Here is a 26,912-nt window from a genome sequence, read left to right as displayed (position 1 = left end):
ATGCACCTGCTCAGGACCCAGCCCGGCGGTTTCGTGTCGGATGACAACATTGCCGACCTTGGACAAACCCCCGCCGAGCTGGTGATTCTGTGCAGCGGCGATTCCAGCCTCGCGCTGCTCGCCGAAGCCGCGCAGCAACTGCCCGAGGATTACCCGAGCGTGCGGCTGGCCAACCCGATGCAGGTGCAGAACCATGCGTCGGTCGACCTGTACGTCGATGAAGTGCTGCGTCACGCCAAGGTCATTCTGATTTCGCTGCACGGCGGCATCGCTTATTGGCGTTATGGCGTCGAGCGACTGGTCGAGTTGTCCGAGCGTGGCGTACAGGTGATTCTGGTGCCGGGCGATGATCGGCCCGACCCGGAGCTCAGCGATTTGAGCACCGTGGGCGCCGAGGATCGCGACCGGCTCTGGCAGTTTTTGCGCCAAGGCGGCATGGGCAATGCGCTGGATTTCTTCCGCTGCTTGGCCAATCGCTGGCTGGCGCGGGATTACGTGTGGGGCGAGCCGCAGACGCTGCCGCGCACGGCGATTTACCATCCGAACAAAAACACCGCCGCACTGAGTGACTGGCAAGCCGATTGGCTGCCCGGTCAACCGGTCGCGGCGGTGTTGTTTTATCGCTCGCATTTGCAAGCGGCGAACACGGCGTTTATCGATGTGTTCTGCCAACGGCTTCAGGCGGCCGGACTCAATCCGCTGCCGATCGCCGTGGCCAGTTTGAAAGAGCCCGGCTGCCTGTCGGTGGTCGAGGACTGGCTGGATGAGGTGGAGGCATCGGTGATTCTGAACACCACCGGTTTCGCCCAGTCCAGCCCCGAAGCGCCGCATCTGCGGCCATTTCGTCGCAATATTCCGGTGATCCAGGCGATCTGCGCCCAGGACAACGAGCCCGGCTGGCGCGACAGCGAACAGGGCCTCGGTCCGCGGGATCTGGCGATGCACATCGCCTTGCCGGAGCTGGACGGCCGGATCATCAGTCGGCCCATCAGCTTCAAGGACCTGGCTTGGCGCAGCGAGCGCAGTCAGTCCGACGTAGTGTGTTATCGGGCCCAACCCGAGCGCATGGATTTTGTGGCCGAATTGGCGCGACGCTGGGTCGATCTGGCGCGGGTGCCGAACGCTGAAAAGCGCATCGCGCTGATTCTCGCCAACTACCCGACCCGGGACGGACGCATCGGCAACGGCGTCGGCCTCGACACGCCGGCTGCCGCGCTGAATATACTGCGGGCGTTGCAGGCCGAAGGTTATCCGCTGCCGGCCGAACTGCCGGACAGCGGTACTGAACTGATCCGGCAACTGCTCGGCGGCGTCAGCAATGACCTCGACACCCTCGATCAGCGCCCGTGCCAGCAAAGCCTGGCGATGAACGATTACCTGACGATGTTCAACGCGCTGCCTGAAGCCAATCGCGCGGCGGTGCAGGAGCGTTGGGGTTCGCCGCACAACGACCCGATGTGCCGTGACGGGCGGATGATGATCGCCGGCCTGCGTTTTGGTCTGACCTTTGTCGGGATTCAACCGGCGCGGGGTTATCAGGTCGATCCGAGCGCGGTGTATCACGATCCGGATCTGGTACCGCCGCACGCTTATCTCGCGTTCTATTTCTGGCTGCGCCAGACCTATGGCGCCCACGGCGTGATTCACGTCGGCAAGCACGGCAACCTCGAATGGCTGCCGGGCAAAGGCGTGGGCCTGTCGGAGAACTGCTGGCCGGACGCATTGCTCGGGCCGCTGCCGAATATCTATCCGTTTATCGTCAATGATCCGGGCGAGGGCGCTCAAGCCAAGCGACGCACTCAAGCGGTGATCATCGACCACCTGATGCCGCCGCTGACCCGTGCCGAAACCTACGGCCCGTTGCGCAATCTCGAATTGTTGGCCGACGAATATTACGAAGCTCAGTTGCTCGATCCGCGCCGCGCCCGGGAATTGCAGCGCGACATTCTGCAACTGGTGCGTGACACGCAGATCGATCGTGAATTGCAGCTGGATGCCGCCCTCGACAGCGATGCCGATGCGGCGATCTGGCTGCCGCGTCTGGATACTTATCTGTGTGACTTGAAGGAATCGCAGATCCGCGATGGGCTGCACATTTTCGGTGAGTCGCCGACCGGGCGTTTGCGTATTGATACCTTGCTGGCGTTGCTGCGGATTCCGCGTGGCGATGGCAAAGGAGCGCAGTCGAGTCTGTTGCGGGCGTTGGCCAAGGCGTTTCAGTTGGGGTTCGATCCGCTGGATTGCGCATTGGCTGATCCTTGGACTGGCCCGCGTCCATCGGAATTGTTGTCGGTCAGCGACGAGATCTGGCGCACGGCGGGGGATACCCGTGAACGTCTGGAGCTGTTTGCCACCCGGCTGATTGAGCAGGCACTCAACCAAAGTCAAGCCTTGCACAAAACCTGTGGGAGCGGGCTTGCCCGCGAAGGCGTCGTGTCAGTCGATATCCCTTTCACTGACATACCGCTTTCGTCGGATCGCCGCCAGGGGACAAGCCCGCTCCCACAGGATTCTCGCTGTGCCGAAGTCAGCATGATCATTGACCATCTGCGTGAGGTCATCGCCCCACGCCTTGACGCCTGCGGCCCGGCCGAAATACGCGGCTTGCTTGATGCTCTCAGCGGCCGATTCGTCCCCGCCGGCCCGAGCGGCGCTCCAAGTCGCGGGCGCCTCGATGTACTGCCAACCGGGCGTAATTTCTATTCGGTCGACGTGCGTAATCTGCCGACCACCACGGCCTGGCGGATCGGCTTCCAGTCCGCGACCCTGATTCTCGAGCGACACCTGCAGGATCACGGCGATCACCTGCGCCAGCTCGGCCTGTCGGTCTGGGGCACCGCGACCATGCGCACGGGCGGCGATGACATTGCCCAGGCCATGGCGCTGATGGGCGTGCGACCGGTGTGGGCCACGGGCAGTCAGCGGGTCGATGATTTCGAAATTCTGCCGCTGAGCCTCCTCGACCGGCCTCGGGTCGATGTCACGCTGCGGGTCTCCGGTTTTTTCCGCGATGCGTTCGCCAACCTGATCCGCCTGTTTGACGCGGCCGTTCAAGCGGTGGCGGAGCTGGACGAGCCGGACGATCTCAACCCGCTGGCCGCCAAAGTGCGTGCCGAGCGTGAGGCGCTGCGGCAATCGGGTCTGGATGAAGACGCTGCCCGACGTCAGGCTGGCTGGCGGATCTTCGGTGCCAAACCCGGCGCTTATGGCGCGGGCGTGCAGGGCGCTATCGATGGTCGCCTCTGGCAAACCCGCGAGGATCTGGCCGAGGTCTACCTGAACTGGGGCGCCTATGCTTACGGCGGTTCTGACGAAGGCACCGCCGCCCGCGAGCAGTTCGTCCAGCGCCTGAGCCAGGTGCAGGCCGTGCTGCAAAACCAGGACAACCGCGAGCATGATTTGCTCGATTCCAACGACTATTACCAGTTCCAGGGCGGCATGCTCGCTGCCGTGGAAAGCCTGCGCGGCGAGGCGGCGGCCAGTTATCACGGTGATCACAGCCAGCCGGATCTACCGAAGATCCGCACCTTGAAGGAAGAACTGAACCGGGTCATCCGCTCCCGTGCTGCGAATCCGAAATGGATCGACGGGGTCAAACGCCACGGCTATAAAGGCGCGTTCGAACTGGCGGCGACGGTCGATAACCTGTTTGCCTTCGACGCCACCACGCAGTTGATCGATGATCACCAGTACGCCTTGCTGGCCGACGCGTATCTGCTGGACCCGGCGACCCGCGACTTCGTGCGCGAACACAATCCGCACGCGCTGCGCGACATGACCGAGCGCATGCTCGAAGCGCAGCAGCGCGGGATGTGGCAGGAGCCGGGCGCCTACAAAGAGGCCCTGGAAAACCTGCTGCTGGACATAGAAGAAGAGAGCTGAACATGACCGATACCCCACATTTCCCGCTCTCCGCCGTGGTCGGCGCCGATGACCTGAAACTGGCGCTGTACCTGACGGCCATCGATCCGAAGATCGGTGGTGTGCTGATCGAAGGCCCGCGCGGTATGGCCAAATCGACATTGGCCCGGGGTTTGGCGGATCTGCTGGCCAGTGGTCAGTTCGTTACCTTGCCATTGGGCGCCACCGAAGAGCGACTGGTCGGCACGCTGGATCTGGACGCGGCGTTGAGCGACGGTCGTGCGCAGTTTTCTCCCGGCGTATTGGCCAAGGCTGACGGCGGAGTGTTGTACGTCGATGAAGTAAATCTGTTGCCGGATCATCTGGTGGATCTGCTGCTTGATGTGGCCGCCAGCGGCACCAACCTGATCGAGCGTGACGGGATTTCCCATCGACATTCGGCGAAGTTTGTTTTGATCGGCACCATGAACCCGGAAGAGGGTGAGTTGCGTCCGCAATTGCTGGATCGTTTCGGCCTGAATGTCGCGCTGAGTGGTCACACTGCGCCGACCGAACGGGGTCAGATCATTCGTCGTCGACTGGATTTCGACAGCGATCCGCACGGCTTCTGTGCGCAGTGGGAAAACGACCAGAAAGACCTGCGCGAGCGCTGCGAGAATGCCCGCAATGCGTTGGCGAATATTCCCCTCGATGATGCGGCGCTGGCGCAGATTACCGAGCGTTGTTTTGCCGCTGGCGTCGATGGCTTGCGCGCCGATCTGGTCTGGTTGCGTGCCGCGCGGGCGCATGCCGCGTGGCGCGGTGCCGAAGCCATCGCCGAGCAGGACATTGATGCCGTGGCTGAATTTGCCTTGCGTCATCGTCGTCGCGAACAGTCTTCGACCAATTCGCAGCCACCGGCGCAATCGCCGTCCGGCACCCAGTCCGAGCCGAGCGAAGGGCAGGGCCAGTGGGGCGAAATGCCGGCGCCGGCCCTCGCTACCGGTGCCCGCCGCGAAGTCCCGACCTGGCCGCCACACCTACAAAAAAAGCCCTAGGCATTCGCCCCCGATCCGACGCGGGGGCGAATGCCAGACCCCGCGCCGGTCGCCTCGATAACGGTCGCCAGGGCAAGCGTCACGCGGCTCGCAGCGGCTCGGTGAACTGGCCCGGAACCTTGCTCAATGGCCGCCCGAAAGTCCGCGCGGACCTGCTGTTTCAACTGCGCACCCGCACGCCCCATGAACTGTGGCTAGTGATCGTTGACGCCTCGGCCTCGACCCGTCGCCATCAGGCATTGAGCGATGCCAAGGGCGTACTCGCACAACTGTTCGACGACGCTTACCGCCAGCGCGCGCGCCTTGCGTTGTTGACCGCGAGCGGCGCGGCACCGAAATGGCAGGTGCAAGGGCTGAAGGCCTCCAGCGGGTTGCGCGCGTGGCTCGATGGATTGGGCGCGGGAGGCGGCACGCCTCTGTTGGCAGCGCTGACGGAGGCCGGGCATTGGCTGGCGGTGCGGCGCAAGCGATTCCCCGCCGAACAACAACGGTTGCTGGTGATCACCGATGGCCGTTTGAAAGACTGTCCGGAGCTATCAGCGCTCGCGTGCCCGGGCCTGTTGATCGATATCGAGCGCGGACCGATTCGGCTGGGCCGCGCGAAACAATTGGCGACAGCACTGGACGCGGATTACCGGCATATCGACGAGTTGTTGTCGGTCTGAGAGCTATGCTGCAGAGGGGCCCAATCACAAGGAGTGAATCATGCGCGTACTGGTCGCCAACCCGCAGGACGATTTTCGCGTCAAGGCTTACGCCGGCACCAACGGCGTGCTGCTCGCCATGGACCTCGCCGAACCCCGCCGCAAAGGCCTGCTGGGGTTTGCCATCGAAAAGCAGCAGGGCGACAAACCTTGGCTGTTCCTGTTCAACAGCCTGACTTTTCCCGGCAAGGCCCATACCTTCCCGCAATTCCACGCCACGCCGAGCGACAAGGCACCGCTACAGAAATTTCGCTGGGCCGATTACGCGGTCAATCCAGGCATGACGATTCACTATCGCGTGCACCTGGCGTATGGCTCACCGGATGCGCCGCAACTCGGTGAAGCGCTGGAACTGACGATCCGCTCCGACGACGGTCATCCCGCCAATCAGGGCGTGATCTTCAACCGCGCCGTGGCCGCCAGTCAGGCGTTTCAGCGCAAATTTCCCGATCTCGACGCACAGATCAGTGCCAACAAGAACATGCCCATCGAAGCCTGGCCCGACGCGGCGCGTCAGTGGCTGGAGAACGGTCTGCTCGGGCGCCTGCAAAGATTCATCGAGCGTGCGGTGGACGGTCAGTGGGCGCTGGACATCGCTATCTACGAATACCAGTTGCAAGCCATCGTCGACACGGTGAACGCAGCGTTCGATCGGGGTGTTCAAGTGCGTGTGCTGTATCACGCCCGGCCCGACGACGAAGACACGACAATCAACGAAGCGAGCCTTGCGAAACTGCCGGCGACCAGCAAACGGGGGCGGGTCACCCACAATATTTTCCATAACAAGTTCATCGTCCTCAGCCGCCTCGACGGAGGCGGTGAGCGCCAGCCGCAAGCCGTGTTGTGCGGCAGCACTAACTTCACCGCCAACGGGGTGTACCGCCAGGCCAACGTGGTGCATGTGCTGGACGAATCGGCGGTCAGCGCGAGTTACCTGAAAACCTTCGAACAGATCTGGGCCGAGCCGGCGGACGTCGGCGCCACGCGCGACTGGATCACCCAACACAACCCGATGAATCCGGCGCAGCCCTTGTTCGCCGGGTTTTCACCGCGTACCGGCGGCGCCGATCTGCGGGAGTTCGTCGATATCATCGAGGGGGCGAAGAAAGACCTGCTGTTCGTCACCGCATTCGCCTTGCCCGACGCGATTCTCAACGGATTGCTCGGCCAGCCCCATGACGACATTCTGCGTTACGGCCTGCAAAACACCGTCAGCCGCATCACCGGGTTTCACGCCGACCGAACCGCCGAATTCGCCGCCACCGCGCTGCTAAACACCGGGCTGGAAGGCTGGCTGCGAGAAAACATGAAAGGCCAGAAAGGCAACCTGCTGGTGCACACCAAAGCGGTGGTCACAGACTTCACCAGCGACAGCCCGACCATCATCAGCGGCAGCCACAACCTCAGCACCTCTGCCAGTAACGGCAATGACGAGAACTACCTGATCATTCGCGGCGACACCGATCTGGCGGACCGTTATGGCCTGGAACTGCTGCGGTTCTACGAGCATTACCGTTTTCGCTACTTCGCGAAGAAGTTGGCATTGAAGCAGGTACAGCCGTTGGCGGCGGATGACAGCTGGACCAACGACTACTACGTCCAGGACGATCTGCGTCAGTTATCTCGCCTGCGGTTTTCCGGGCGTTAGACTTCCATTGCCTGACGGTACTGGCGGGTCCGGCGGCTGAGATACAACCGGTCGCGGATCAGCGCCCAGAGTGCCGACACCTCGGGTTTGGGCCGGCGACCACGGCTCAGGCGGGCCATCTGGAAACGCACCACGGCCATGTTCGCCAGTGCGGCCAGCGGTTTGCGTTTCCAGAGGATCGGTGGCAGTTGCGGTTCACTGTTGCGGCCTTCGCGCCAGTGTTTGACCAGGCTTGGCTCGATGGCCAGCGCCGTGGCGATGCCGGCCATGGCGATCCCGCTGTCGAGCACTTGTTCGACCACGGGCAGGCGGCGGATACCGCCGGTGACCATCACCGGCATGCGCGCGACGCGGGCCAGTTCGGTGGCCATTTCCAGAAAGAACGCCTCGCGGGCAAGGGTGCGTCCGTCACGCGCTTCGCCTTGCATCGCCGGGGCTTCGTAGCTGCCACCGGACAGTTCCAGCAGGTCGATCGTCTGCTCGTTGAGCCATTCGATCACTTGGCGCGCGTCGTCGGTGTCGAAGCCGCCGCGCTGGAAGTCCGCCGAATTGAGTTTCACCGCCACGCAAAACTGCGGCGACACCGCCTGGCGGATGGCCTCGATCACCGACAGCAGCAGGCGCGCACGGTTTTCCAGCGAACCACCCCAGCGGTCGGTGCGGCGATTGGTCAGCGGCGAGAGAAACTGACTGAGCAGATAGCCGTGGGCAGCGTGAATCTGCACGCCGGTGAATCCGGCTTTTTCGGCAAGCGCGGCGCTTTTTGCGAAACGCTGAATGACTTCTTCGATGTCGTCCTCGGTCATCGGCTTGGGCTCGGCGAACAGCTTCGAGAACGAGCCCATTTCCAGTGCCACCGCCGACGGCGCCAGCGCTTGCTGACCCATGTTGGCGAAGGTCTGGCGGCCGGGGTGATTGAGTTGGACCCAGACCTGCGCGCCGCCGCTGCGGGCGATTTCAGCCCATTGGCGGAAGCGCTCCAGATGCCGCTCGTCTTCGAGCACCACGCCACCGGGGCCGGTCATCGCGCGGCGGTCGATCATCACGTTACCGGTCAGCAGCAACCCGGCACCGCCGTCGGCCCAGGCCTGATACAAGCGGAACAGTTCGCGGGACGGTGCCTGGTCACGGTCCGCGAGGTTTTCTTCCATGGCGGCTTTGGCGATACGGTTGCCGACGGTCTGACCGTTGGGCAGATTCAAAATCTGGAAGGGCGACATTGCTTGACTCCTCATCAGTGATGGAGAGAGGCTAAGCTTAAAGTTAACTTTAATGTCAAGCAGGCAAATCGAGGCTGAAATGAAAATCGGTGAATTGGCGCAGCAGAGTGGCTTGAGCGCTTCGAGTATTCGTTTTTATGAGGCTCAGGGTCTGATTCCCAAAGTGGAGCGGCAGGGCAATGGCTACCGGCGTTACCCGCCACAAGTGCTGCAAACCTTGAATATCATCCGCAGCGCCCAGCAGGCCGGGTTCTCTCTGGAAGAACTCAAGCAGTTGTTGCCGGCCGCCGGAACCGGTGAGTTCAAGCACGATGAACTTGTGGCAGGCCTGACGCGCAAGGTCGAGCAGATCGAAGTCATGCAGCAGCATCTGGCCCAGAGCAAAGCTCGGCTGCTGGAGGTGATCGAGAACATTCAATCCAAGCCCGAAGGCATGAGCTGCGGTGCCAATGCCGACCGGGTGTTGTCGACGCTGTACCCGTAAAAGTCCGGAGACAGGTGCGGCGTACAGATTTTGAAATGATTTCCAGCTGTAGGAAAAGTCATCTGAGCCTGTACGCTTCAAGGCCTTTTTTCATTCAGGATTTGCATGAACACCCTCTCGGAGCCTCCCAGTTCTATTCAAAGAACCCTGTTCCCCTCGCGCCACCGCGCGGTCTTGACGCACTCACAACATCCAGTCTTCCGACTACCGACTATCGTTGATGGCGCAGCCTTCGAGCTTTCGCGCCGCACTTTGCCGTGTCCGGCCGCCTGAATTCACTGACGAGAGATAGAGACAGATTATGGAATGGTTAGCGGATCCCACGGCATGGCTGGGCTTGTTGACACTGATCGTGCTGGAACTGGTACTGGGTATCGACAACCTGGTGTTTATCGCGATCCTGGCGGACAAACTCCCACCCCATCAGCGCGATCGTGCGCGGATCATCGGTTTGAGCCTGGCGCTGATCATGCGTCTTGGCCTGCTGGCGAGTATTTCCTGGCTGGTCACCCTCACGGCACCTTTGTTCGAGGTTTTCGGCAAGAGCTTCTCCGGCCGTGACCTGATCATGCTGTTTGGTGGTGTGTTCCTGTTGTTCAAGGCAACCATGGAGTTGCACGAACGGCTGGAAGGCCATATCGGCGAGCGCTCGACCAACACCGCTTATGCGCTGTTCTGGCCGATCGTGGCGCAGATCGTCGTGCTCGACGCGGTGTTCTCCCTGGACGCGGTGATTACGGCTGTGGGCATGGTCGATGAACTGGCGGTGATGATGATCGCGGTGGTCGTGTCCATTGGTGTGATGATCGTTGCCAGCAAGCCGCTGACCCGCTTCGTCAACGCCCACCCGACGGTGATCATGCTGTGTCTGGGCTTCCTGATGATGATCGGTTTTGCCCTGACTGCCGAAGGCCTGGGCTTCCACATTCCGAAAGGTTATCTGTACGCGGCCATTGGTTTCTCGATCCTGATCGAGATCTTCAACCAGATCGCCCGCGCTCGTCGCAAGCGTTCGATGCAGGGTTTGCGCCCGATGCGCGAGCGTACGGCCCATGCGGTGATGCGTCTGTTGGGTGGTCGCAAACTGGCGGTGGAAGAAGTCGGCGAGGAAATTTCCGACTTGCTGGATAACGGTGAAGCGCCGAGTGCGGAGCTGTTCGACCGTCGCGAGCGGGTGATGATCAGCGGCGTGCTGCAATTGGCCGAGCGACCGATTCGCGCCTTGATGACGGTACGCGCCGATGTCGATCACATTGATCTGGCCGATGACGCGGAAGCTATTCGTACGCGGTTGATGCATTCGTCCTACTCGCGCTTGCCGCTGATTCGTAACGGCGCAGTGGATGAGCCGCTGGGCTTCGTGCATAAGAAGGAATTGCTCAAGGAGTACCTGGCCGGCAACGAGCCGAACCTGGAACACCTGGCGCGCAAGACCGTCAATCTGCTGGACAGCTATTCGATCCTCAACGCACTGGAACAAATGCGTGCGGCCTCGACCCACATTGCCTTTGTGGTAAATGAATTTGGTGATTTTGTCGGTGTATTGACCATGACCGACATTCTCGAGTCGATTGCCGGTGAACTGCCGGACGCCAGCGAAATCGCCGGCCCGGACGTGGTCGAGGAGCAGGGCGGGTACATCGTCAACGGTGCGCTGAACCTGACCCGCATCCGCGAGCACACCGGTTTTCGCGCCGAGCCGACCGAGGATTACCAGACCCTCGCCGGGCTGGTGATGAGCCTGCTGGATCGCCTGCCGATGAAGGGCGATCGACTGGAACATGAAGGCTGGGGCATGACCGTGATGGCGGTGGAAGAGCGTCGCGTGACGCGGGTGTTGCTGGTGCGTGAGGCCTGACGGCCTCACTGATGAAAAGTGTATCGGTCCTTGCCGGTATGCTTTGACTCGTACAGCGCTTCGTCAGCCTTGATCAGCGCCTGGTTGAGGGTGTCGCCGTCCGCAACCCGGGCCACGCCGATGCTGATGGTTACCGGGTGCCGGGTCGGTTGCTCACGCACCACCCGGCACAACTCTCCGGCCAGCGCCTCGACATCCTCGCGGCGCACACCGGCCAGATAAATCGCAAACTCCTCACCGCCCAGTCGGGCGTATTCGAAGCGTGACATCACGGTTTTGATGTTCGCCGCGATGCGCTTGAGCACCTCATCGCCTATGTCATGGCCGTACACATCATTCACTTTCTTGAAGTTGTCGATGTCGATCATCGCCAGGTAATGGTCATGCTCGCGCGGTACGGCTTGCAGGGTTTTTCCGGCGCTGGTCATGAACGAGCGACGGTTGGGGATTTCGGTGAGGGTGTCGTTGTAGGCCTGGTCCAGCAACAGCTTGGACATGATGTAGTTGTAGAGCTTGGCCTCGCGCAGCTTCAAAAACGTATAGATCGTCAGCCCGCAGAGAAACACGCTGTAGGCGAGGGTCATCACGCCTTTGAGTTCGAACAGCCCGATATCGGTACCCAAAAACGGATTGAGCACCAGCCAGATCACTCCTTGCGAGGTGTAAAACGACCAGCGGCTGATGGGCAGAGCCGAAATGCTGTAAAGCATGCTCGAGGCGCCCAGTACCAGCCAGGCAGGTTGAAAGCTCGCGGGCAGACCGTCGATCAGCAGTCGGACGCCAACGGTCATGGCGACGATGAACAGGATGTTCAGGATGTCGAAATGGGCTGCCCTTCGTGTGAACTGCAGAATGACCGCCTGAATCGAAAACACCGTCAGAAACACCATTGATCGCCAGGTGAACCCTTGGCCGCCCAGAAAACTGACGATCAGATCGAAGACAATCCAGACACTGATGCTTGCCAGATAAATCAGCAGGCAGAAGGTGTGCAGCCGCTCGAACTCATGCTGGATGAACTCGCTCCACAGTTCGGCGGGTGCGGTCTTCTTCAGGACTTCGTCTTCAATGGTTTTGTACATTGCTGCCCGGATGCTTGCGTTGGTTGTCGAGGATTACCGAGCCCCACGGTCGATAGCGCAGGGAAAACACCGCGTTCTGATGGCAGCCGGTCGAGGTCGCATCCGGGTTGGCCGGTTCGGCACGGAATGGCTCGCCTTCGCGGCTGACCTGCCGGAAGGCTTCGCGCACGATACCCACGGAGCAGGGCAGTGCACTGGCGTAACCGTTGCGCACCAGCGGTGACAAACGACCGGTGCCCGCGCCGTCCTGCCACCAGACTTGTGCACCGGCCGCCGTCAATTCGCCCAGCCATTGACCGTTGACCACCGGGGCCAGCTTGCCGGCACTGAAGGCGCTGACATGCAGCGGCGCATCCAGTTTCGCGGCGAAGTCCTTCAATTGGCGCTGAAGCGTGGCCCGCCGATCTGCCGCCAGAAAGTGCAGGTCGTCCAGCTCCAGCGGCAGATACCAGCCACTGACCGGCAGCTTCCAGTCCTCGCGCAGCTTCTGCTGCTGGGCCAGTGACTGGCCCAGTTGTGCCTGCCAGTAGGCGCCAAGACCGGCGCTGTCCAGTTCATCGATGCGTTTGTAGAAGGCCGGGTCCATCGCCAGGCCGAGCACCAGTTGCAGACCTTGTCGCTGAGCAAGTTTCAGGCTGTTGGCGAGCCAGCCATTGGCGCCGCCGAAGTCCGAGTCGCCATAGGCTGTCCACTGCACGATCACGGTTCGCGTGCCTTGTTTCGCGGTGTCTTGCCAGACTTTCTGCCACTGTGCCTGGGTCAGGCCGGCATCGACATTCAGCGGCTGATAGAACACTCGCTCATCGGCCTTGGCGACGGTGGCACTCATCAGCAGACACAAACACAACATCCATCGAGCCATCAGAAATTCCACTCCACGCCCAGCAGCACACCGTTGCCGCCTTCATACAGATTGCCGCCCAGCGACTGTTGATATTCGGTGCGAACCGTCAGTTTCGACCGGTAGGCGTTGTAGCGATCCTCGTCGTACCACCATTGCCAGCGCAGGCCGACACCGGTGCGCAGGTCCTGGCGCCAGTCGTTGCTCGGGTCCTGGCTGGCAAATTCGAGGAAGCCGTAAGGCATGATCGTCTGGGCGCCACTGAACGGCAGTTTCCAGGCGTGACCTTGCTGGAAGCGCGACAGCCACTGGTGATCGCCGGCCTTGGTCCACCACGCGGCATCAAGGTAGAGAAAACGCTCGTCCCATTCGTTTTCGTCGACACGCCAGTCATTGCGGTACTTGCCCTGATCGAGGAATGAGGCGGTGGCGCGCAGCAGGTAGTCGGTGCTGGTGCGGCCGAAGCGATCGTAGTCGTGACCTTGATCCCAGACTTTCACCGGGCTGAACAACTGTCCCAGGCGCATGCCGCCGCTGCCATCGTCGCTGACTCCGGTTTGCTTGTAGATTTCGGCATATAGGTTGACGTTGGCCGTGCCCCACGGCTTGTAGCGCAGGCCGACGCCGGTAGCGAAGGTTTCGCCATAGCTGGAACGACCTTGGCCTCCGAACAACAGCCGGCCATAAACCGACAGCGTACTGCCGGCACGACTCGGCTCCTCACCCAGCGCGTGATCCCACATCGCGACCTGAACGTTCTGCGAGCGGGTCACCCTTTTGCTCCCTTCGCTGTCATCCGGGCGCAGAAAGTCGTTGGTCGAGACCCCGGCCGGTGACCAGGTGCTGGCAACGGTAAAACTGTCACGCCGCGACAAGGTTTCATGAGCGCGGCGCTGGCGGTAACGCCGGGCCTCCATGCTGCCGTCTTCGTCATCGGCCGCCACGGGGTTCTGCTCCAGATCGATCACCCGACGCAGTTCCTTGCGCGCGGAGGCGCTGTCTTCGACTTCGTCGTAGCGCCAGGCAAGGGTTTCACCCAAGCGGTAATCCTCAGGGAAATCGCGGGTGGCCTGTTGCAGATACGGGATCGCCGTGGCGCGTTCTTCGCGGGTTTCGGCACCGGCCAGACGCATGCCGTAGTCGGCGCGGTAACGCGGATTGTTCGGCTCGCGGCGTGCCGCTTCGGCCAGCCAAGCGGTGCTTTGTGGTAAGTCCCCGGCCTTTTGCGCGGTGACCGACGCGGCGTAGAAATGCCCGGCATCCGGTGTCTGCTGCAGGGCCTGACGCTGACGTTGCAGTGCCTGGGCGTGATCACCCCGCGCGTCGGCGATGGCTGCGCCGAGGGCCCATTCATTGGCGCCGCGAGTGGTGCTCTGTTGCCAGTAGGTTTCTGCGGTCTGGCTGTCGCCGACATTCAGTGCGCTGCGACTGGCTGTCAGGCGGGCGTTGTCGCTGAGATCGGCGGTCGGGAAGCTGCGCCAGATGGCCAGTGCGCCGGCGGAATCACCGGCCGCTTCCAGGGCATAGGCCAGCGGCAGACGACTGCCGCGATCACCGAGCTTTTCAGCCTGCTGGTAGTAGACGACGGCTTCGCCCGGGCGATCAGGCATGGCGCAGCGACCGAGCGCACGGTAATCGCCAGCCGCTTGCGGGTGGCTGCCGATGGCTTGCTGCACCGCATCGCACTGCCCGGTCTCCGCGAGTTGCGCGAGCAGTTGGCCGCGCGTGGCGCCGTCCACTCGGTTGAGCAGGAGTGCCATACGCCGCTGTTGCTCCGGTGTCGTGGATGGCGCTGCGGCGTACAAACCGGCCAGACGCTGCAACGCCGTCGCCGGCAGACGCCCGTCATGACGATCAAATGCGGATTCCAGCAACTGCTGTGCATGCGCACGATCACCGGCATTCACAGCCAGATAGGTGGCCTGATTCAGCGAGGAAAGATTGCCGGTTTGCCGGTAATGCAGTTCCCACAGGGTTTCTGCTTCGATCATCCGACCCATGCGCTGCGTCAGTTCCGCACGGCGCTTGACGATATCGGGCGTCTGCTTCTGGCCGGCCAGCCAGGCGTTGACCTCGGCGCTGCGACCTTGCTCCTGCCAGATGTCGAGCACCTGCGTTTGCCGACGGCTATCCCAAGGCTCCGGCAGGCGGGTGCTTTGCAGCAGGTCCGTGGCTTGCAGGCGCTGGGCGAGTACCAGCCAGGTTTGAGGGTCGTCCGTCGGCGTACAACTGCGCAGTTGCTTGAGCGCGGCTTCCGGATCCTGGCGCGACAGCCATTCGGCGGTTTCCAGGCAGGGCCGTTGCAGATCGTTGCTCAGGCGCTGCACGGTGGGCACGTCTTCGGTCTTGCGCGCCAGTTCCCACAGACGTTGACGTTGCGCCGGATCGGCGAGGTCGCTGGCCGGTAACGACTGCATCCAGCGCTGGGCCTGTTGCTCGTGGCCCATGGCGATGGCGCGGTCGACCATCGCCAAACGAATGTTGCGCGCCGCCTCGGGACTCGGCGCCTGTTGCAGCAGTTGCTGCAGCGGTTTTTCATCGAGGCGTTGCACATACGCGTTGGCCAGCCGTTGCCAGCCTTCGGCGTCCAATTGTTTGCGTGCGGCCAGCGGTGCCAGTTGATCAATGGTGCCGCTCCAGTCGCGCAGTTGCTCCGACCAGTTGGCGCGGGCCAGGCGCAGGATGTTGTCGTCGCCCTTGGGCGCCAGTTGTGCCAACCAGTCGTGGGCCTTGGCTGCGCCGCCGAACTTGGCCAGGCTCAGGCTGTAGGCCTGCCAGAGGCGTACGCGGTCATTCAGGCTGCTGGTGGCCATCCAGCTTTCTACTTGAGTGCTGGTGGGCGGATCCTGTTCGATCCAGGTCAGGCGCAGGTCGGGCAGGGCGTCGCTGTCGTTCGGCAATGCTTGCAGCGCTTCCTTGTAACGACGTTGCTTGGCCAGGGACTCCACCAGAAGTGCCCGGGCTTCATCGTTTTTCGGGACTTTTTCCAGCAAGTGGCGCATCAGTCGTTCGACTTCTTTCCAGTTGCCCTTTTTTGCTTCGCGATAGCTGCGGTCCATGTAGGGATAGCTGCGGAACTGTTCAAAGTCGCTCAGCGGCGCAGCCTGCAACGGATACGCGGTGCTCAGGCCCAGCAGCAGGCTGCCCAATAACAGGGTGTGACGATGCACGGGCTTCATGCGACCTCCCGGACAATGCGGTAGGCGGCTTGCTGTTCGCTGGCCTGATCGGCCAGGGCCTGTTCCAGTACCTCTTGGGTAATCATGCCCCGGGAAATCAGGTGTTCGCCAAGTGACATTTTTTCGGCATCGAAGTCGATCAGCGCTTGGTTGAACAAAGTTGGCGGCACCATACCGCGTACCTGCAACAGATTGCCCAGCAGCACCTGATGGCGGCTGACCCGCTCCAGCAGGGCTTTATCGTCCTGATGGCGCTCAAGCACTTCGAGCATATGACGCACTTCCTCATTCTGGCGGGGGCTGGCGTACCAGTAACGAATCCCCAATGTGACGCGGCCCTGAGGTGCGAGACGGCTGCGCACCGGGCGTTTCAATTGACGGCTGATGGCGCCCAGCGAGACCTGACTGACCGGGCCTTCGGAGGCCAGAATCAGCGTGTCGCCTTCTTCTGCCACGGGCAGAACTCCGTAGTGGGAGGCGACCCGGCGCGGCACCGTATCGATCAAGCGTTTGTCGAGCTTGAACGGATTGAGTGGTGCCCATTCCAGATCCAGCTGTTCGGCCAGTGTCTCGACGAGCTGAGTGCTGTCGATGTACTCACGCAGCAACAGTTCGCGGCCCAGTCGACGGCGCACGGGGCTGGTGATCGCTGCTTCCAGTTGCTCTTCGGTCAGCAGGCCTTTTTCCACCAGGCGATGGCCGAGCGGGGTGCGCTGGGCCTTGGTCAGCGCCGGAAATTCGTGGGTGGTCTTGTCCCAGGCAACACGCCGCGAATCGCCCATTTCCATCACTTGGCGCAGGGCGCGCAGGTTGGCGAAGAAGTTGACGAAGTTGCTCCACATCATGCGCGGCGCCGACAGCAGGCCTTCGACCAATCCGTAGTAACGAGTGACAAACCAGCCGCGCTGAAACAGGCGATTGAGCAGCATCAGGCCGTTGAGCCACAGCAGCACCGAGAGCAGCGAGCTGTCGGCGAGGATCGAGGGATAGCGCCATGAGTCCGGGGAAATGATCGTCACCGCCCACATCGCCAGCAGCACCAGGAACAGCAGGTTCACCAGAAAGCTCAGCAGGTAGGCGATCAGCCCGCGACGGTCGCGCCACAGGAAGTAGTTGAGCAGACCCTTGCGGCTCCAGCCGAGGTTCTTGGTGCCCTGGAACACGATGCCGACAATCCACCGCGATTTCTGCCGGATCGCATGTTGCAAGTCGCGGGGAAAGTGCTCGCGCACGCAGATCACCTGGGAGAACTCGCGGTTCATGCCGAACACCCAGGGTTGCTCCAGCGCCAGTTTCGGATCGCTGACCGAATAGCGGGCGAAGATGCATTTCATGCCTTTCTGCTTGAGGCGGAAACCAATGTCGTAGTCCTCGGTGAGACTCTGTACATCGAAGGCAATGCCGTCGCCGTCTTCCAGCAGGGCGCTGATGGCCTTGCGGCTGAAGCAGGTGCCGACGCCGGCGCTGGGCACCTGACCGGTGAGGGCTTCGCGGACGATGACGTCCTTGCCGTGGTTTTCCGCGAACTCGTCGACGTAATGCCCGGCGGTGAAGCCTTTCCACTCCGGCGCGTAGGGATAGACCGGAATCTGGATCAGGTCTTTGTTCGGCAGCAGGTAGTTGTAGAGGCGCAATTCCATCGGCGAAATCACGTCTTCGGCATCGTGCAGGATGAACCCGGCGAACTGGATTTTCGCCTCGCTCTCGAAGCGCAGGATTGCGTCGATGATGTTGTTCAGGCAGTCGGCCTTGCTGGTCGGGCCGGGCCGGGCGCAGACCACTTTGTGCACGTTGGGGTAGTGCTGGCACACCGCGTCGACATCGGCCTGGGTCTCGGCATCGTTGGGGTAGGTGCCGACGAAAATCTGATAGTTCTCGTAGTCGATGGTCGAGGCGGCCAGGCGTGCCATTTCGCCGACCACGCCGACTTCGTTCCACGCCGGCACCATGATTGCCAGCGGTTTCTCGGGAATCGAATACAGCCGTTCCTCGTCGGCACGCTTGAATTTCTCGTAGATCCGCCAGCGCCGGATGAACTTGCGGCTCCAGTACACGAGGTCGATGAACAGGTCATCGAGGCCGAGGATGAACATCAGCAGGGCGAGGGCAATCGCCACATATTTGAGACCGAACAGCACATACGCGAAGAAATCGACCCAACCCAGACTCATACCCCTTTACCCGCCGCCGAGCGTGCGCTCAGCCAGGCGTGGAGGCGGGTGGCGATCAGTTCGCTGGCGTGACCGTCGCCATAGGGGAAGTGCACGCGGCTCATGCGCGCGTAGGTGTCCGGGTCGTCCAGCAGTTGGCGGGCTTCCTTGACGATGCGCGCCTTGTCGGTGCCCACCAGCAGCATGGTGCCGCTCTCAAGCACCGAAGGCCGTTCGGTGACGTCGCGCAGCACCAGCAGCGGTTTGCCGATCGCCGGGGCTTCCTCCTGGACGCCGCCGGAGTCGGTCAGGATGAAGTGCGCGCGGCCCATCAGCCAGACGAAGTTCGGATAGTCCTGCGGTGGCACCAGATAGATGTTCGGTTTGTTGGCCAGCATGCCGTACACCACCTCCTGCACCAGCGGGTTGAGGTGCACCGGATAGACAAATTGCACGTCCGGGTATTGCTCGGCCAGTTCAGCCAGCGCCTGGCAGATATTGCGGAAACCGTCGCCGAGATTTTCCCGTCGATGGCTGGTGACCAGAATCATCCGACACTGATCATCAATCGCCGCCAGAGGCGAATCGGCGGAAGGATGCCAGTCGATTTCCTGCTGGTGCTTGCGCATCCACAGCAGGGCATCGATCACGGTGTTGCCGGTGATTTCAATGTTGTCTTCGGGTACGCCTTCGCGCAGCAGATTGGCGGCGGACTTGGAGGTCGGCGGGAAATGCAGGTCGGTAATCACGCCGGTCAGGCGTCGATTCGCTTCCTCGGGCCAGGGGGCGCGCAGGTTGCCGGTACGCAAACCTGCTTCGACGTGACCGATCGGCAACTGACGATTGAACGCGGCGAGGGCGGCGATGAAACTGGTGGTGGTGTCGCCGTGCACCAGCACGATGTCCGGTTTGACCCGTTCGTAGGCCTGATCGAGTTGGGCGAGCAGATGCTGCGACAGACCATTCAGGGTCTGGCCCTGGGTCATGACTTGCAGGTCTTCGTCGACCGTCAGTTCGAATGCGTCCAGCACCTGAGTGAGCATCTCGCGATGCTGGCCGGTGGAGCAGATGTTGAGTGTGATGTCGGGCCACTGACGCAGAACCCGGGCCAGCGGGGCCATTTTGATGGCCTCCGGGCGAGTACCGAAAACCATCATGACTTTAAAGGACATTGACCCCTCCTGGGACGAAGCAAGGCTGCGACCAGAGGGCCGGCAGCACTTGTCTCTTTCTGAGAAATAAAGAAAAGCAGCCGGATGGGAGCTTGTCCAATCCGGCTTCGAGGCTAGTTGTTACAGATCAATTGGAACGAAGGTGCCATTACCTGATGGCTCTTAGGTGGCACTTTCAGGAAAAGTTCCATCGTTTTGCGCGGGGGATGGTGCAGAGGGTGCTGAGGGTGTGGCGCAGCCAGCTCAGGTCATGGGCCGGTTTGCGCGCAGCGGCGCAGGTTCTGGGTTTGCCGAGGTGCTGGGTGAAGTCTTGCAGGAGGGATTCCTCCGCGCCGATGCCTTTCAGCTTTTTGACCAGAACGCCTTCCTTGTAGAACAGCACCGTCGGCGTGCCCGTGACATCCGGATGCCGGCACGACTGTGCGGTATCGAGCATGAAGATATCCATCCAGGGCCGGAAAGGTTTGGCGATTTCGAGGAAAACCGGACCTGCGAAAACGCAGGCGCCGCAGTGTTCGTTGAAGAAATACAGAACGACAAGGCGTCTGGCTTTCAAGACCTTCCGGTACGTCGGGGGCAATGCTGAATATCGAGTCGGCGTCGTCATTGAAGCCTCCTTTATTCGATGTGCTGGACAGTGCGACGTTAGGGGCGCTGCGACCGTTGCCGCAACTGTCAGAGTTGACAGGTGCAGCCCGCGCCCAATCGTGCATCGCGCACCAGGATGTGGCCCGGCTACCCGCCATGTGTGGCGCAAAGTAGCGAGGCGCGGAATCACTTTTGGTTACACCGATCCACGGGTTACATCCATCTCTTTGATTCAAAACAAATTTCGATCCGTTGCAGATTCCCCCCGAATCCTGTGGCACACTTTCTGCTGTCTATTCCGTAGTAACAAACCGTGTTCCGGTATAGCGGAATAAACAATCCTCTGGAGTGCTTGCCATGCATCGCCGACCTTCCTTGTTCAAAGCGTGTGTTTTTGTTCTTGCGGCTTCGTCCGCTGTCATGGGTATGGCCCATGCTGCCGACAGCAAGCTCGACAGCGTCCTGGCTCGTGGAAAACTGATTGTGGGTACCGGCAGCACCAATGCGCCGTGGCACTTTCAGGGCGCGGACGGCAAGTTGCAGGGCTTTGATATCGACATTGCCCGGATGGTGGCCAAGGGGCTGTTCAATGACCCGAGCAAGGTCGAGTTCGTGGTGCAGTCGTCCGATGCGCGGATTCCCAATCTGCTGACCGACAAGGTCGACATGAGCTGCCAGTTCATCACTGTCACCGCCAGCCGTGCGCAGCAAGTGGCGTTCACCCTGCCGTACTACCGCGAAGGCGTCGGCCTGCTGCTGCCGAACAACAGCAAATACAAGGAAATCGAAGACCTGCAGGCCGCTGGTGACGGCGTGACCGTAGCGGTGCTACAGAACGTGTACGCCGAAGAGTTGGTGCACCAGGCACTGCCCAAGGCCAAGGTCGATCAGTACGACAGCGTCGATCTGATGTATCAGGCGGTGAACTCCGGTCGCGCCGATGCCGCCGCCACCGATCAGTCTTCGGTCAAATACCTGATGGTGCAGAACCCTGGCCGTTACCGCAGCCCGACTTATGCCTGGAGCCCGCAGACCTACGCCTGCGCCGTCAAACGTGGCGATCAGGACTGGCTGAACTTCGTCAACACCACCCTGCATGAAGCCATGACCGGCGTTGAGTTCCCGACCTACGCGGCATCGTTCAAGCAGTGGTTCGGCGTCGATCTGCCATCGCCCGCTATCGGTTTCCCCGTCGAATTCAAATGATCCCGTGAGAGTGGGGCGCCCTGATGCGCCCCGCTCAAGGTACTGCCAACCATGAACTATCAGTTGAACTTTGCCGCCGTGTGGCGCGATTTCGACACCTTGCTGGCGGGGCTCGGTCTGGGCCTCGAACTGGCGCTGGTGTCGATCGCCATCGGCTGCGTGATCGGCCTGCTGATGGCGTTTGCCTTGCTGTCCAAGCATCGCGCCTTGCGGGTGCTGGCATCGGTGTATGTGACGGTGATCCGTAACACGCCGATTCTGGTGTTGATTCTGTTGATCTACTTTGCATTGCCGAGTCTGGGGATCCGGCTGGACAAGATCCCGTCGTTCATCGTCACGCTATCGCTGTATGCCGGGGCGTACCTGACCGAAGTGTTCCGCGGCGGTTTGTTGAGCATCCCCAAGGGCCAGCGCGAAGCGGGGCTGGCCATTGGGCTGGGCGAGTGGCAGGTGAAGGCCTACGTCACCGTGCCGGTGATGCTGCGCAACGTGCTGCCGGCGCTGTCGAACAACTTCATTTCGCTGTTCAAGGACACCTCGCTGGCCGCCGCGATTGCGGTGCCGGAGCTGACCTATTACGCGCGCAAGATCAACGTCGAAAGCTACCGGGTGATCGAAACCTGGCTGGTGACCACGGCGTTGTATGTCGCGGCCTGTTACCTCATTGCCATGCTGCTGCGGTACCTCGAGCAGCGTCTGGCAATCCGCCGATAGGAGGCTGCGATGTACGAATCCCCCAGTTGGTTGCATGAGTTGTGGATTGCCCGCGAAGCCTTGTGGCAAGGCTTTCTGACCAGCGTGCAGGTGTCGGCGCTGGCCATTCTGTTCGGCACGATTATCGGCGTATTCGCCGGGCTGGTGCTCACCTACGGCAAGTTCTGGATGCGCGCGCCGTTCCGCTTTTATGTCGACCTGATTCGCGGCACCCCGGTGTTCGTGCTGGTGCTGGCCTGCTTCTACATGGCGCCGGCGCTCGGTTGGCAGATCAGCGCATTTCAGGCCGGCGCGCTCGGGTTGACGCTGTTTTGCGGCTCCCACGTGGCCGAGATTGTGCGCGGTGCATTGCAGGCGTTGCCGCGTGGGCAGATGGAAGCGAGCAAGGCCATCGGTCTGACGTTCTATCAGTCCCTCGGCTATGTGCTGTTGCCCCAAGCGCTACGGCAGATCCTGCCGACCTGGGTCAACTCGTCCACGGAGATCGTCAAGGCTTCGACCCTGCTGTCGGTGATCGGCGTGGCCGAGCTGTTGCTCAGTACCCAGCAGATCATCGCCCGGACGTTCATGACCCTGGAGTTTTATCTGTTCGCCGGTTTTCTGTTCTTCGTCATCAACTACGGCATCGAATTACTCGGCCGGCACATTGAAAAGCGGGTGGCCCTGCCATGACTCAAGCTCAAGTTTCCAACGTCCAGAACGGCCAGCCCCTGCTGGACATCCGTGGCCTGCACAAACAATACGGCGCGGTCGAAGTGCTCAAAGGCGTCGACCTGAGCATGCAGCGCGGCAACGTGGTGACGCTGATCGGCTCCAGCGGTTCGGGCAAGACCACGCTGCTGCGTTGCGTGAACATGCTCGAGGAATTCCAGGGCGGGCAGATCCTGCTCGACGGCGAATCCATCGGTTATGACGAACTCAATGGCAAGCGCGTGCGTCACCCGGAAAAAGTCATCGCCCGTCATCGTGCGATGACCGGCATGGCGTTCCAGCAATTCAATCTGTTCCCGCACCTCACCGCGCTGCAGAACGTCACGCTCGGCCTGCTGAAAGTCAAAAAGATGCACAAGGACGAAGCCGTGGTCCTGGCCGAGAAATGGCTGGAGCGGGTCGGTCTGCTGGAGCGGCGCAATCACTTTCCCGGCCAGTTGTCCGGCGGTCAGCAACAGCGCGTGGCGATTGCCCGGGCGATTGCGATGAACCCGAGCCTGATGCTGTTCGACGAAGTCACCTCGGCCCTCGACCCGGAACTGGTCGGCGAAGTGCTGAACGTAATCAAGGGCCTGGCCGAGGACGGCATGACCATGTTGCTGGTGACCCACGAAATGCGTTTTGCCTTCGAGGTCTCGGACAAGATCGTTTTCATGAATCAGGGGCGCATCGAAGAGCAGGGGCCTCCCAAGGAACTGTTCGAGCGCCCTCAATCGCCGCGGCTGGCGGAATTTCTCAAAAGCACGCGGTTCTGACTTTTCACTTTTTCAATCAGGAGAAACACCCATGAGCATTACTCGTTACGGCACCGGCAGCACCGCAGCTGGCGGCCAGCCTCGTCCATTCGCCCGCGCAGTCGAGGCCGATGGCTGGCTGCACGTTTCCGGTCAGGTGCCGGCGGTGGATGGCGAGATCATTGTGGGCGGCATCGTCGAGCAGACGCACCAGACCATGAAGAACCTGATCGCGATTCTCGAAGAGGCCGGTTATGGCCTGGAAGACGTGGTACGCGCTGGCGTGTGGCTGGACGATCCACGGGATTTCACCAGTTTCAACAAGGTCTTCGGCGAGTACTTCAAGCCCGAACACGCACCGGCCCGGGCCTGTGTGCAGGCGAGCATGATGGTCGACTGCAAGGTCGAGATCGACTGCATTGCGTACAAGAAGAAGGCTTGAGAGATGTGGCGTTGCTGAGGCCGTAGCCCCCTCACCCTAGCCCTCTCCCCCAGGAGAGGGGACTGACCTCTATCGATGCACAGTCTGGCGTTTGTCAGCTAGTCATGTATCGATGCGGTCAGGCTCCTTCTCCTCAAGGAGAAGGACTGATTTGTATCGATGCAGAGTTTGGCGTTTGTCAGCTAGTCATGCATCGATACGGTCAGGCTCCCTCTCCCCTTGGGAGAGGGCGGGGGGTGAGGGCTGCGATCCAACTGACACAACGCCAAGGGCCAGTTACCATCCCGGCATCTTTTATGGGAACCACTGAAATGACCGAAGACACTATCAAGCGCCGGGCACGCGGTCTGGACCGGGCGTTCGATATCCTCGATTTTCTCAAGGAAATCGGCCAGCCACTGCGTCCGAACGACATCGCCAACGGTATCGGCAGCCCGAAATCCACGGTCTACGAACTGGTGGCGTCATTGCTCGATCGGCGGATTCTGGAGCCGGTGGGCAAGGACGGTCACGTCTATCTCGGTCGTCAGCTGTACTTCCTTGGCCAGGCGCATCTGCGTCACTTCGACCTCAGTCGCGAGGCCGATCACGCGTTGCAGGAGATCGTCAGCCAGACCCGGGAAACCGCGCAGATGTGCCTGCTCAACGGTCGCAAGTACACGGTGGCGCTGATGAAGGAGGGCGAGCGGCATTTCCGCATTTCTTCCGATATCGGCGAAAACGCACCGATCCCGTGGACCGCCTCCGGGCGCCTGCTGCTGGCGCACTTGAGCGACCAGCAGATCGGCGACCTGATCGACCCCGACGACTTCATTCTGCCCGGTGGCGAACGCCTGCCGATGGAGACGTTTCTGGCGGAAATCCGTCAGGCCGGCATCGACGGTTTCTTTTCCTTCGACAGTGTCGCCGACACCTTCACCCATTGCTTCGCCGCCCCGGTCAAAGACCCTCAAGGCGTTGCCATCTGCACCCTGTGCATCGTCGCCCCGCGCGCCGATGCCAAGACCAATTACAACGACTATCGCCGGGTTTTGATCGAGAGCGCCAACAGCCTCGCCCGGCGAATCAACGAATAACCGCGCCTGCCTGCGGGCGCGACTGTGAGGAGTTCGACCATGACGACTGCCAACAACACTGCTGCCGTGGAAAAGGGCGATGCCGCCCTCGGCGCGCAACTGGTGCGTGACATCAGCCTGCCGGCGCTGGTGCTGCACCGCGAAGCGCTGGAGCACAACATCCGCTGGATGCAGAAATTCGTCAGCGACAGCGGCGCCGAACTCGCGCCCCACGGCAAGACCAGCATGACCCCGGCGCTGTTTAGTCGTCAGCTCGACGCCGGTGCGTGGGGCATCACCCTGGCCAGCGCCACCCAGACCCGCGCCGCATACGCCCACGGCGTGCGCCGGGTGTTGATGGCCAATCAACTGGTCGGCACGCCGAACATGGCGCTGATTGCCGACTTGTTGGCGGCCGATTCCGGTTTCGATTTCTATTGCATGGTCGATCACCCGGACAACGTCGCCGATCTGGGTGCCTACTTCGCGTCCCGTGGCGTGCGGCTGAACGTGATGATCGAATACGGCGTGGTCGGCGGCCGCTGCGGTTGCCGCAGCGAGCAGGAAGTCATCGAACTGGCCAAGGCCATCGGCGCACAACCGGCGCTGGCCCTGACTGGCATCGAAGGTTACGAAGGCGTGATCCATGGCGATCACGCGGTCAGCGGCATCCGTGAATTCGCGGCCTCGCTGGTGCGTCTGGCGGTGCAATTGCAGGACAGCGGCGCGTTCGCCATCGCCAAGCCGATCATCACTGCGTCGGGTTCGGCCTGGTACGACCTGATTGCCGAGTCGTTCGAAGCGCAGAACGCTGGCGGGCGTTTCCTCAGCGTGCTGCGTCCCGGTAGTTATGTGGCCCACGACCATGGCATCTATAAAGAGGCGCAGTGCTGCGTGCTCGACCGTCGCAGCGACCTGCACGAAGGCCTGCGTCCGGCGCTGGAAGTCTGGGCTCACGTGCAGTCGATGCCGGAGCCGGGGTTTGCGGTGATTGCCTTGGGCAAGCGTGACGTTGCGTTCGATGCCGGGATGCCGGTGCCGCTGCTGCGTTACAAGGCCGGCGTGCTGCCGGCAGTGGGCGACGATGTCGGCGCCTGCAAAGTGACGGCGGTGATGGACCAGCACGCGTTCATGACCGTGGCGCCGGGCGTTGAGTTACGCGTCGGCGACATCATTTCCTTCGGTACTTCGCACCCGTGCCTGACCTTCGACAAGTGGCGCGTAGGGCTGCTGGTGGACGAGCAGCTGTCGGTGATCGAAACCATGGAAACCTGTTTCTGATGAACACGATCAGTCCATTGGGTCCGAACACCCCGCGCATCGCCCTGATCGGCGAATGCATGATCGAACTCCAGCAACGTGCCGATGGCAGCCTGCAACAGAGCTTTGGCGGTGACACGCTGAATACGGCGGTCTATCTGTCCCGCGCCATGGGCGACAAGGCGCAGGTCGATTACGTCACCGCGTTGGGTGATGACAGCTTCAGTGACGCGATGTGCCGTATTTGGGCCGACGAAGGCATTGGTCTGGATCTGGTCCAGCGCTTGCCCGGTCGCCTGCCCGGTTTGTATTGCATTCAGACCGACGCTGCCGGGGAGCGTCGCTTCCTTTACTGGCGTAACGAAGCCGCCGTTCGCGACTGCTTCACCACGCCGGCGGCTGCGCCGATTCTGGCGGCGCTGCCGGATTACGACGTGCTGTATTTCAGCGGTATCACGCTGGCGGTACTCGGTGTGCAAGGTCGGGAAAAACTGATCCAGACCTTGATCGAAGCCCGTCAGCGTGACGCGCGAATCGTCTTCGACAACAACTACCGACCACGCCTGTGGGCCTCGGTGGAAGAGGCACGGGCGGCGTATCGCAGCGTCTTGCCGCATGTCGATCTGGCGTTGCTGACGGTGGACGACGAGCAGGCACTGTTCCATTTCGAAGACTGTGACGCGGTGTTTGAAGCGTACGCGCAGATCGGCACGCCGGAAGTGGTGCTCAAGCGCGGCGCTGAAGCCTGTCTGATCCGTTGCGACGGGGAAGCGTTCGAAGTGCCGGCACAGAAGGTCGAGAAGGTGGTGGACACCACGGCGGCGGGGGATTCGTTCAGTGCGGCGTATCTGGCGAGTCGCTTGTCCGGCGCAAGCCCCGCGCAGGCGGCGGAGGCGGGACATCGTTTGGCCAGTCAGGTCATTCAAGTGCCAGGGGCGCTGATCCCCAAAGATTGATGCCGATCCC

Annotated in this window: 21 protein-coding genes; 14 read left to right on the top strand and 7 right to left on the bottom strand. The window is 61.6% G+C overall.

Annotated elements, in window-relative coordinates; translation table 11 throughout:
* The 4 genes from cobN to QR290_RS16495 all read left to right on the top strand — a co-directional run bounded on the left by cobN (nucleotide 1) and on the right by QR290_RS16495 (nucleotide 7,250).
* Entirely contained in the window at nucleotides 1–3,882 is a 3,882-nt protein-coding gene (gene cobN, locus QR290_RS16510) for a cobaltochelatase subunit CobN (RefSeq protein WP_289203106.1), read from the top strand.
* 2 nt (nucleotides 3,883–3,884) lie between these two features.
* Nucleotides 3,885–4,898 (top strand): ATP-binding protein, encoded by a 1,014-nt coding sequence (locus QR290_RS16505; RefSeq protein ID WP_289203105.1) that lies wholly within the window; start codon nucleotides 3,885–3,887, stop codon nucleotides 4,896–4,898.
* 101 nt (nucleotides 4,899–4,999) lie between these two features.
* Nucleotides 5,000–5,563: a vWA domain-containing protein gene (locus QR290_RS16500; RefSeq protein ID WP_353739126.1), complete on the top strand. Its 564-nt coding sequence runs from the start codon at nucleotides 5,000–5,002 to the stop codon at nucleotides 5,561–5,563.
* Between the two features lie 40 nt (nucleotides 5,564–5,603).
* Nucleotides 5,604–7,250, top strand: coding sequence for a phospholipase D-like domain-containing protein (locus QR290_RS16495; protein WP_289203104.1), 1,647 nt, complete (start codon nucleotides 5,604–5,606; stop codon nucleotides 7,248–7,250).
* On the opposite strand, the gene QR290_RS16490 is transcribed toward QR290_RS16495, so the two are convergent.
* Complete coding sequence (locus tag QR290_RS16490; RefSeq protein WP_289203103.1) at nucleotides 7,247–8,470, bottom strand: NADH:flavin oxidoreductase/NADH oxidase family protein; 1,224 nt, start codon at nucleotides 8,468–8,470, stop codon at nucleotides 7,247–7,249. The genes QR290_RS16495 and QR290_RS16490 overlap by 4 nt on opposite strands.
* A gap of 79 nt (nucleotides 8,471–8,549) precedes the next feature.
* Here QR290_RS16490 and QR290_RS16485 point away from each other — a divergent pair, with 79 nt between their 5' ends.
* Both QR290_RS16485 and QR290_RS16480 read left to right on the top strand, forming a co-directional pair.
* On the top strand, nucleotides 8,550–8,954 hold the full coding sequence (locus QR290_RS16485; protein WP_085695943.1) for a MerR family transcriptional regulator: 405 nt from the start codon (nucleotides 8,550–8,552) through the stop codon (nucleotides 8,952–8,954).
* A 301-nt stretch (nucleotides 8,955–9,255) separates the two neighbouring features.
* On the top strand, nucleotides 9,256–10,812 hold the full coding sequence (locus QR290_RS16480; RefSeq protein WP_007960262.1) for a TerC family protein: 1,557 nt from the start codon (nucleotides 9,256–9,258) through the stop codon (nucleotides 10,810–10,812).
* 5 nt (nucleotides 10,813–10,817) lie between these two features.
* Here the strand turns inward: QR290_RS16480 and QR290_RS16475 are convergent, their stop codons facing one another.
* The 6 genes from QR290_RS16475 to QR290_RS16450 all read right to left on the bottom strand — a co-directional run bounded on the left by QR290_RS16475 (nucleotide 10,818) and on the right by QR290_RS16450 (nucleotide 19,843).
* Nucleotides 10,818–11,894 carry a GGDEF domain-containing protein gene (locus tag QR290_RS16475; protein ID WP_289203102.1) on the bottom strand — a complete coding sequence of 359 codons (1,077 nt, stop codon included), beginning with the start codon at nucleotides 11,892–11,894 and terminating at the stop codon, nucleotides 10,818–10,820.
* A complete protein-coding gene (locus tag QR290_RS16470; protein WP_289203101.1) occupies nucleotides 11,878–12,756 on the bottom strand; it encodes a DUF4434 family protein in 879 nt (292 codons plus the stop codon). Before QR290_RS16470 ends, QR290_RS16475 begins: the two co-directional genes overlap by 17 nt.
* Nucleotides 12,756–15,914: an NfrA family protein gene (locus tag QR290_RS16465; protein ID WP_289203100.1), complete on the bottom strand. Its 3,159-nt coding sequence runs from the start codon at nucleotides 15,912–15,914 to the stop codon at nucleotides 12,756–12,758. The genes QR290_RS16470 and QR290_RS16465 overlap by 1 nt, the downstream gene beginning before the upstream one ends.
* Nucleotides 15,911–18,085 (bottom strand): cyclic di-3',5'-guanylate-activated glycosyltransferase NrfB, encoded by a 2,175-nt coding sequence (gene nrfB, locus QR290_RS16460; protein WP_289203099.1) that lies wholly within the window; start codon nucleotides 18,083–18,085, stop codon nucleotides 15,911–15,913. The genes QR290_RS16465 and nrfB overlap by 4 nt, the downstream gene beginning before the upstream one ends.
* Entirely contained in the window at nucleotides 18,082–19,236 is a 1,155-nt protein-coding gene (gene wecB / locus QR290_RS16455) for a non-hydrolyzing UDP-N-acetylglucosamine 2-epimerase (RefSeq protein WP_289203098.1), read from the bottom strand. Before wecB ends, nrfB begins: the two co-directional genes overlap by 4 nt.
* Before the next feature lie 175 nt (nucleotides 19,237–19,411).
* The gene (locus QR290_RS16450; protein WP_115078107.1) at nucleotides 19,412–19,843 is read right to left on the bottom strand and encodes a thioredoxin family protein; all 432 of its coding nucleotides are present in this window, start codon (nucleotides 19,841–19,843) and stop codon (nucleotides 19,412–19,414) included.
* A 338-nt stretch (nucleotides 19,844–20,181) separates the two neighbouring features.
* Between QR290_RS16450 and QR290_RS16445 the strand changes: the two genes are divergently transcribed.
* The 8 genes from QR290_RS16445 to QR290_RS16410 all read left to right on the top strand — a co-directional run bounded on the left by QR290_RS16445 (nucleotide 20,182) and on the right by QR290_RS16410 (nucleotide 26,902).
* Complete coding sequence (locus QR290_RS16445) at nucleotides 20,182–21,030, top strand: transporter substrate-binding domain-containing protein (protein ID WP_115078106.1); 849 nt, start codon at nucleotides 20,182–20,184, stop codon at nucleotides 21,028–21,030.
* A gap of 51 nt (nucleotides 21,031–21,081) precedes the next feature.
* Nucleotides 21,082–21,744, top strand: coding sequence for an amino acid ABC transporter permease (locus QR290_RS16440; protein ID WP_289203097.1), 663 nt, complete (start codon nucleotides 21,082–21,084; stop codon nucleotides 21,742–21,744).
* A gap of 9 nt (nucleotides 21,745–21,753) precedes the next feature.
* Nucleotides 21,754–22,416, top strand: coding sequence for an amino acid ABC transporter permease (locus QR290_RS16435; RefSeq protein WP_115078105.1), 663 nt, complete (start codon nucleotides 21,754–21,756; stop codon nucleotides 22,414–22,416).
* Nucleotides 22,413–23,210 carry an amino acid ABC transporter ATP-binding protein gene (locus QR290_RS16430; RefSeq protein ID WP_007960239.1) on the top strand — a complete coding sequence of 266 codons (798 nt, stop codon included), beginning with the start codon at nucleotides 22,413–22,415 and terminating at the stop codon, nucleotides 23,208–23,210. Before QR290_RS16435 ends, QR290_RS16430 begins: the two co-directional genes overlap by 4 nt.
* A 31-nt stretch (nucleotides 23,211–23,241) precedes the next feature.
* Nucleotides 23,242–23,631: a RidA family protein gene (locus QR290_RS16425; RefSeq protein ID WP_039768794.1), complete on the top strand. Its 390-nt coding sequence runs from the start codon at nucleotides 23,242–23,244 to the stop codon at nucleotides 23,629–23,631.
* Between the two features lie 311 nt (nucleotides 23,632–23,942).
* Nucleotides 23,943–24,707: an IclR family transcriptional regulator gene (locus QR290_RS16420; RefSeq protein WP_115078104.1), complete on the top strand. Its 765-nt coding sequence runs from the start codon at nucleotides 23,943–23,945 to the stop codon at nucleotides 24,705–24,707.
* A gap of 39 nt (nucleotides 24,708–24,746) precedes the next feature.
* The gene (locus QR290_RS16415; RefSeq protein ID WP_115078103.1) at nucleotides 24,747–25,967 is read left to right on the top strand and encodes an amino acid deaminase; all 1,221 of its coding nucleotides are present in this window, start codon (nucleotides 24,747–24,749) and stop codon (nucleotides 25,965–25,967) included.
* Nucleotides 25,967–26,902 carry a sugar kinase gene (locus tag QR290_RS16410; protein WP_289203096.1) on the top strand — a complete coding sequence of 312 codons (936 nt, stop codon included), beginning with the start codon at nucleotides 25,967–25,969 and terminating at the stop codon, nucleotides 26,900–26,902. The genes QR290_RS16415 and QR290_RS16410 overlap by 1 nt, the downstream gene beginning before the upstream one ends.
* Nucleotides 26,903–26,912 lie beyond the last annotated feature (10 nt).

Source organism: Pseudomonas fluorescens, assembly GCF_030344995.1.
GTDB classification, from domain to species: domain Bacteria; phylum Pseudomonadota; class Gammaproteobacteria; order Pseudomonadales; family Pseudomonadaceae; genus Aquipseudomonas; species Aquipseudomonas fluorescens_BF.
This window is presented reverse-complemented; position numbering and strand designations above follow the sequence as displayed.

Coding starts and splice junctions, on each gene's coding strand:
- cobN (WP_289203106.1), top strand. CDS start 1: ATGCACCTGCTCAGGACCCAGCCCGGCGGTTTCGTGTCGGATGACAAC.
- QR290_RS16505 (WP_289203105.1), top strand. CDS start 3,885: ATGACCGATACCCCACATTTCCCGCTCTCCGCCGTGGTCGGCGCCGAT.
- QR290_RS16495 (WP_289203104.1), top strand. CDS start 5,604: ATGCGCGTACTGGTCGCCAACCCGCAGGACGATTTTCGCGTCAAGGCT.
- QR290_RS16490 (WP_289203103.1), bottom strand. CDS start 8,470: ATGTCGCCCTTCCAGATTTTGAATCTGCCCAACGGTCAGACCGTCGGC.
- QR290_RS16485 (WP_085695943.1), top strand. CDS start 8,550: ATGAAAATCGGTGAATTGGCGCAGCAGAGTGGCTTGAGCGCTTCGAGT.
- QR290_RS16480 (WP_007960262.1), top strand. CDS start 9,256: ATGGAATGGTTAGCGGATCCCACGGCATGGCTGGGCTTGTTGACACTG.
- QR290_RS16475 (WP_289203102.1), bottom strand. CDS start 11,894: ATGTACAAAACCATTGAAGACGAAGTCCTGAAGAAGACCGCACCCGCC.
- QR290_RS16470 (WP_289203101.1), bottom strand. CDS start 12,756: ATGGCTCGATGGATGTTGTGTTTGTGTCTGCTGATGAGTGCCACCGTC.
- QR290_RS16465 (WP_289203100.1), bottom strand. CDS start 15,914: ATGAAGCCCGTGCATCGTCACACCCTGTTATTGGGCAGCCTGCTGCTG.
- nrfB (WP_289203099.1), bottom strand. CDS start 18,085: ATGAGTCTGGGTTGGGTCGATTTCTTCGCGTATGTGCTGTTCGGTCTC.
- wecB (WP_289203098.1), bottom strand. CDS start 19,236: ATGTCCTTTAAAGTCATGATGGTTTTCGGTACTCGCCCGGAGGCCATC.
- QR290_RS16450 (WP_115078107.1), bottom strand. CDS start 19,843: ATGACGACGCCGACTCGATATTCAGCATTGCCCCCGACGTACCGGAAG.
- QR290_RS16445 (WP_115078106.1), top strand. CDS start 20,182: ATGCATCGCCGACCTTCCTTGTTCAAAGCGTGTGTTTTTGTTCTTGCG.
- QR290_RS16440 (WP_289203097.1), top strand. CDS start 21,082: ATGAACTATCAGTTGAACTTTGCCGCCGTGTGGCGCGATTTCGACACC.
- QR290_RS16435 (WP_115078105.1), top strand. CDS start 21,754: ATGTACGAATCCCCCAGTTGGTTGCATGAGTTGTGGATTGCCCGCGAA.
- QR290_RS16430 (WP_007960239.1), top strand. CDS start 22,413: ATGACTCAAGCTCAAGTTTCCAACGTCCAGAACGGCCAGCCCCTGCTG.
- QR290_RS16425 (WP_039768794.1), top strand. CDS start 23,242: ATGAGCATTACTCGTTACGGCACCGGCAGCACCGCAGCTGGCGGCCAG.
- QR290_RS16420 (WP_115078104.1), top strand. CDS start 23,943: ATGACCGAAGACACTATCAAGCGCCGGGCACGCGGTCTGGACCGGGCG.
- QR290_RS16415 (WP_115078103.1), top strand. CDS start 24,747: ATGACGACTGCCAACAACACTGCTGCCGTGGAAAAGGGCGATGCCGCC.
- QR290_RS16410 (WP_289203096.1), top strand. CDS start 25,967: ATGAACACGATCAGTCCATTGGGTCCGAACACCCCGCGCATCGCCCTG.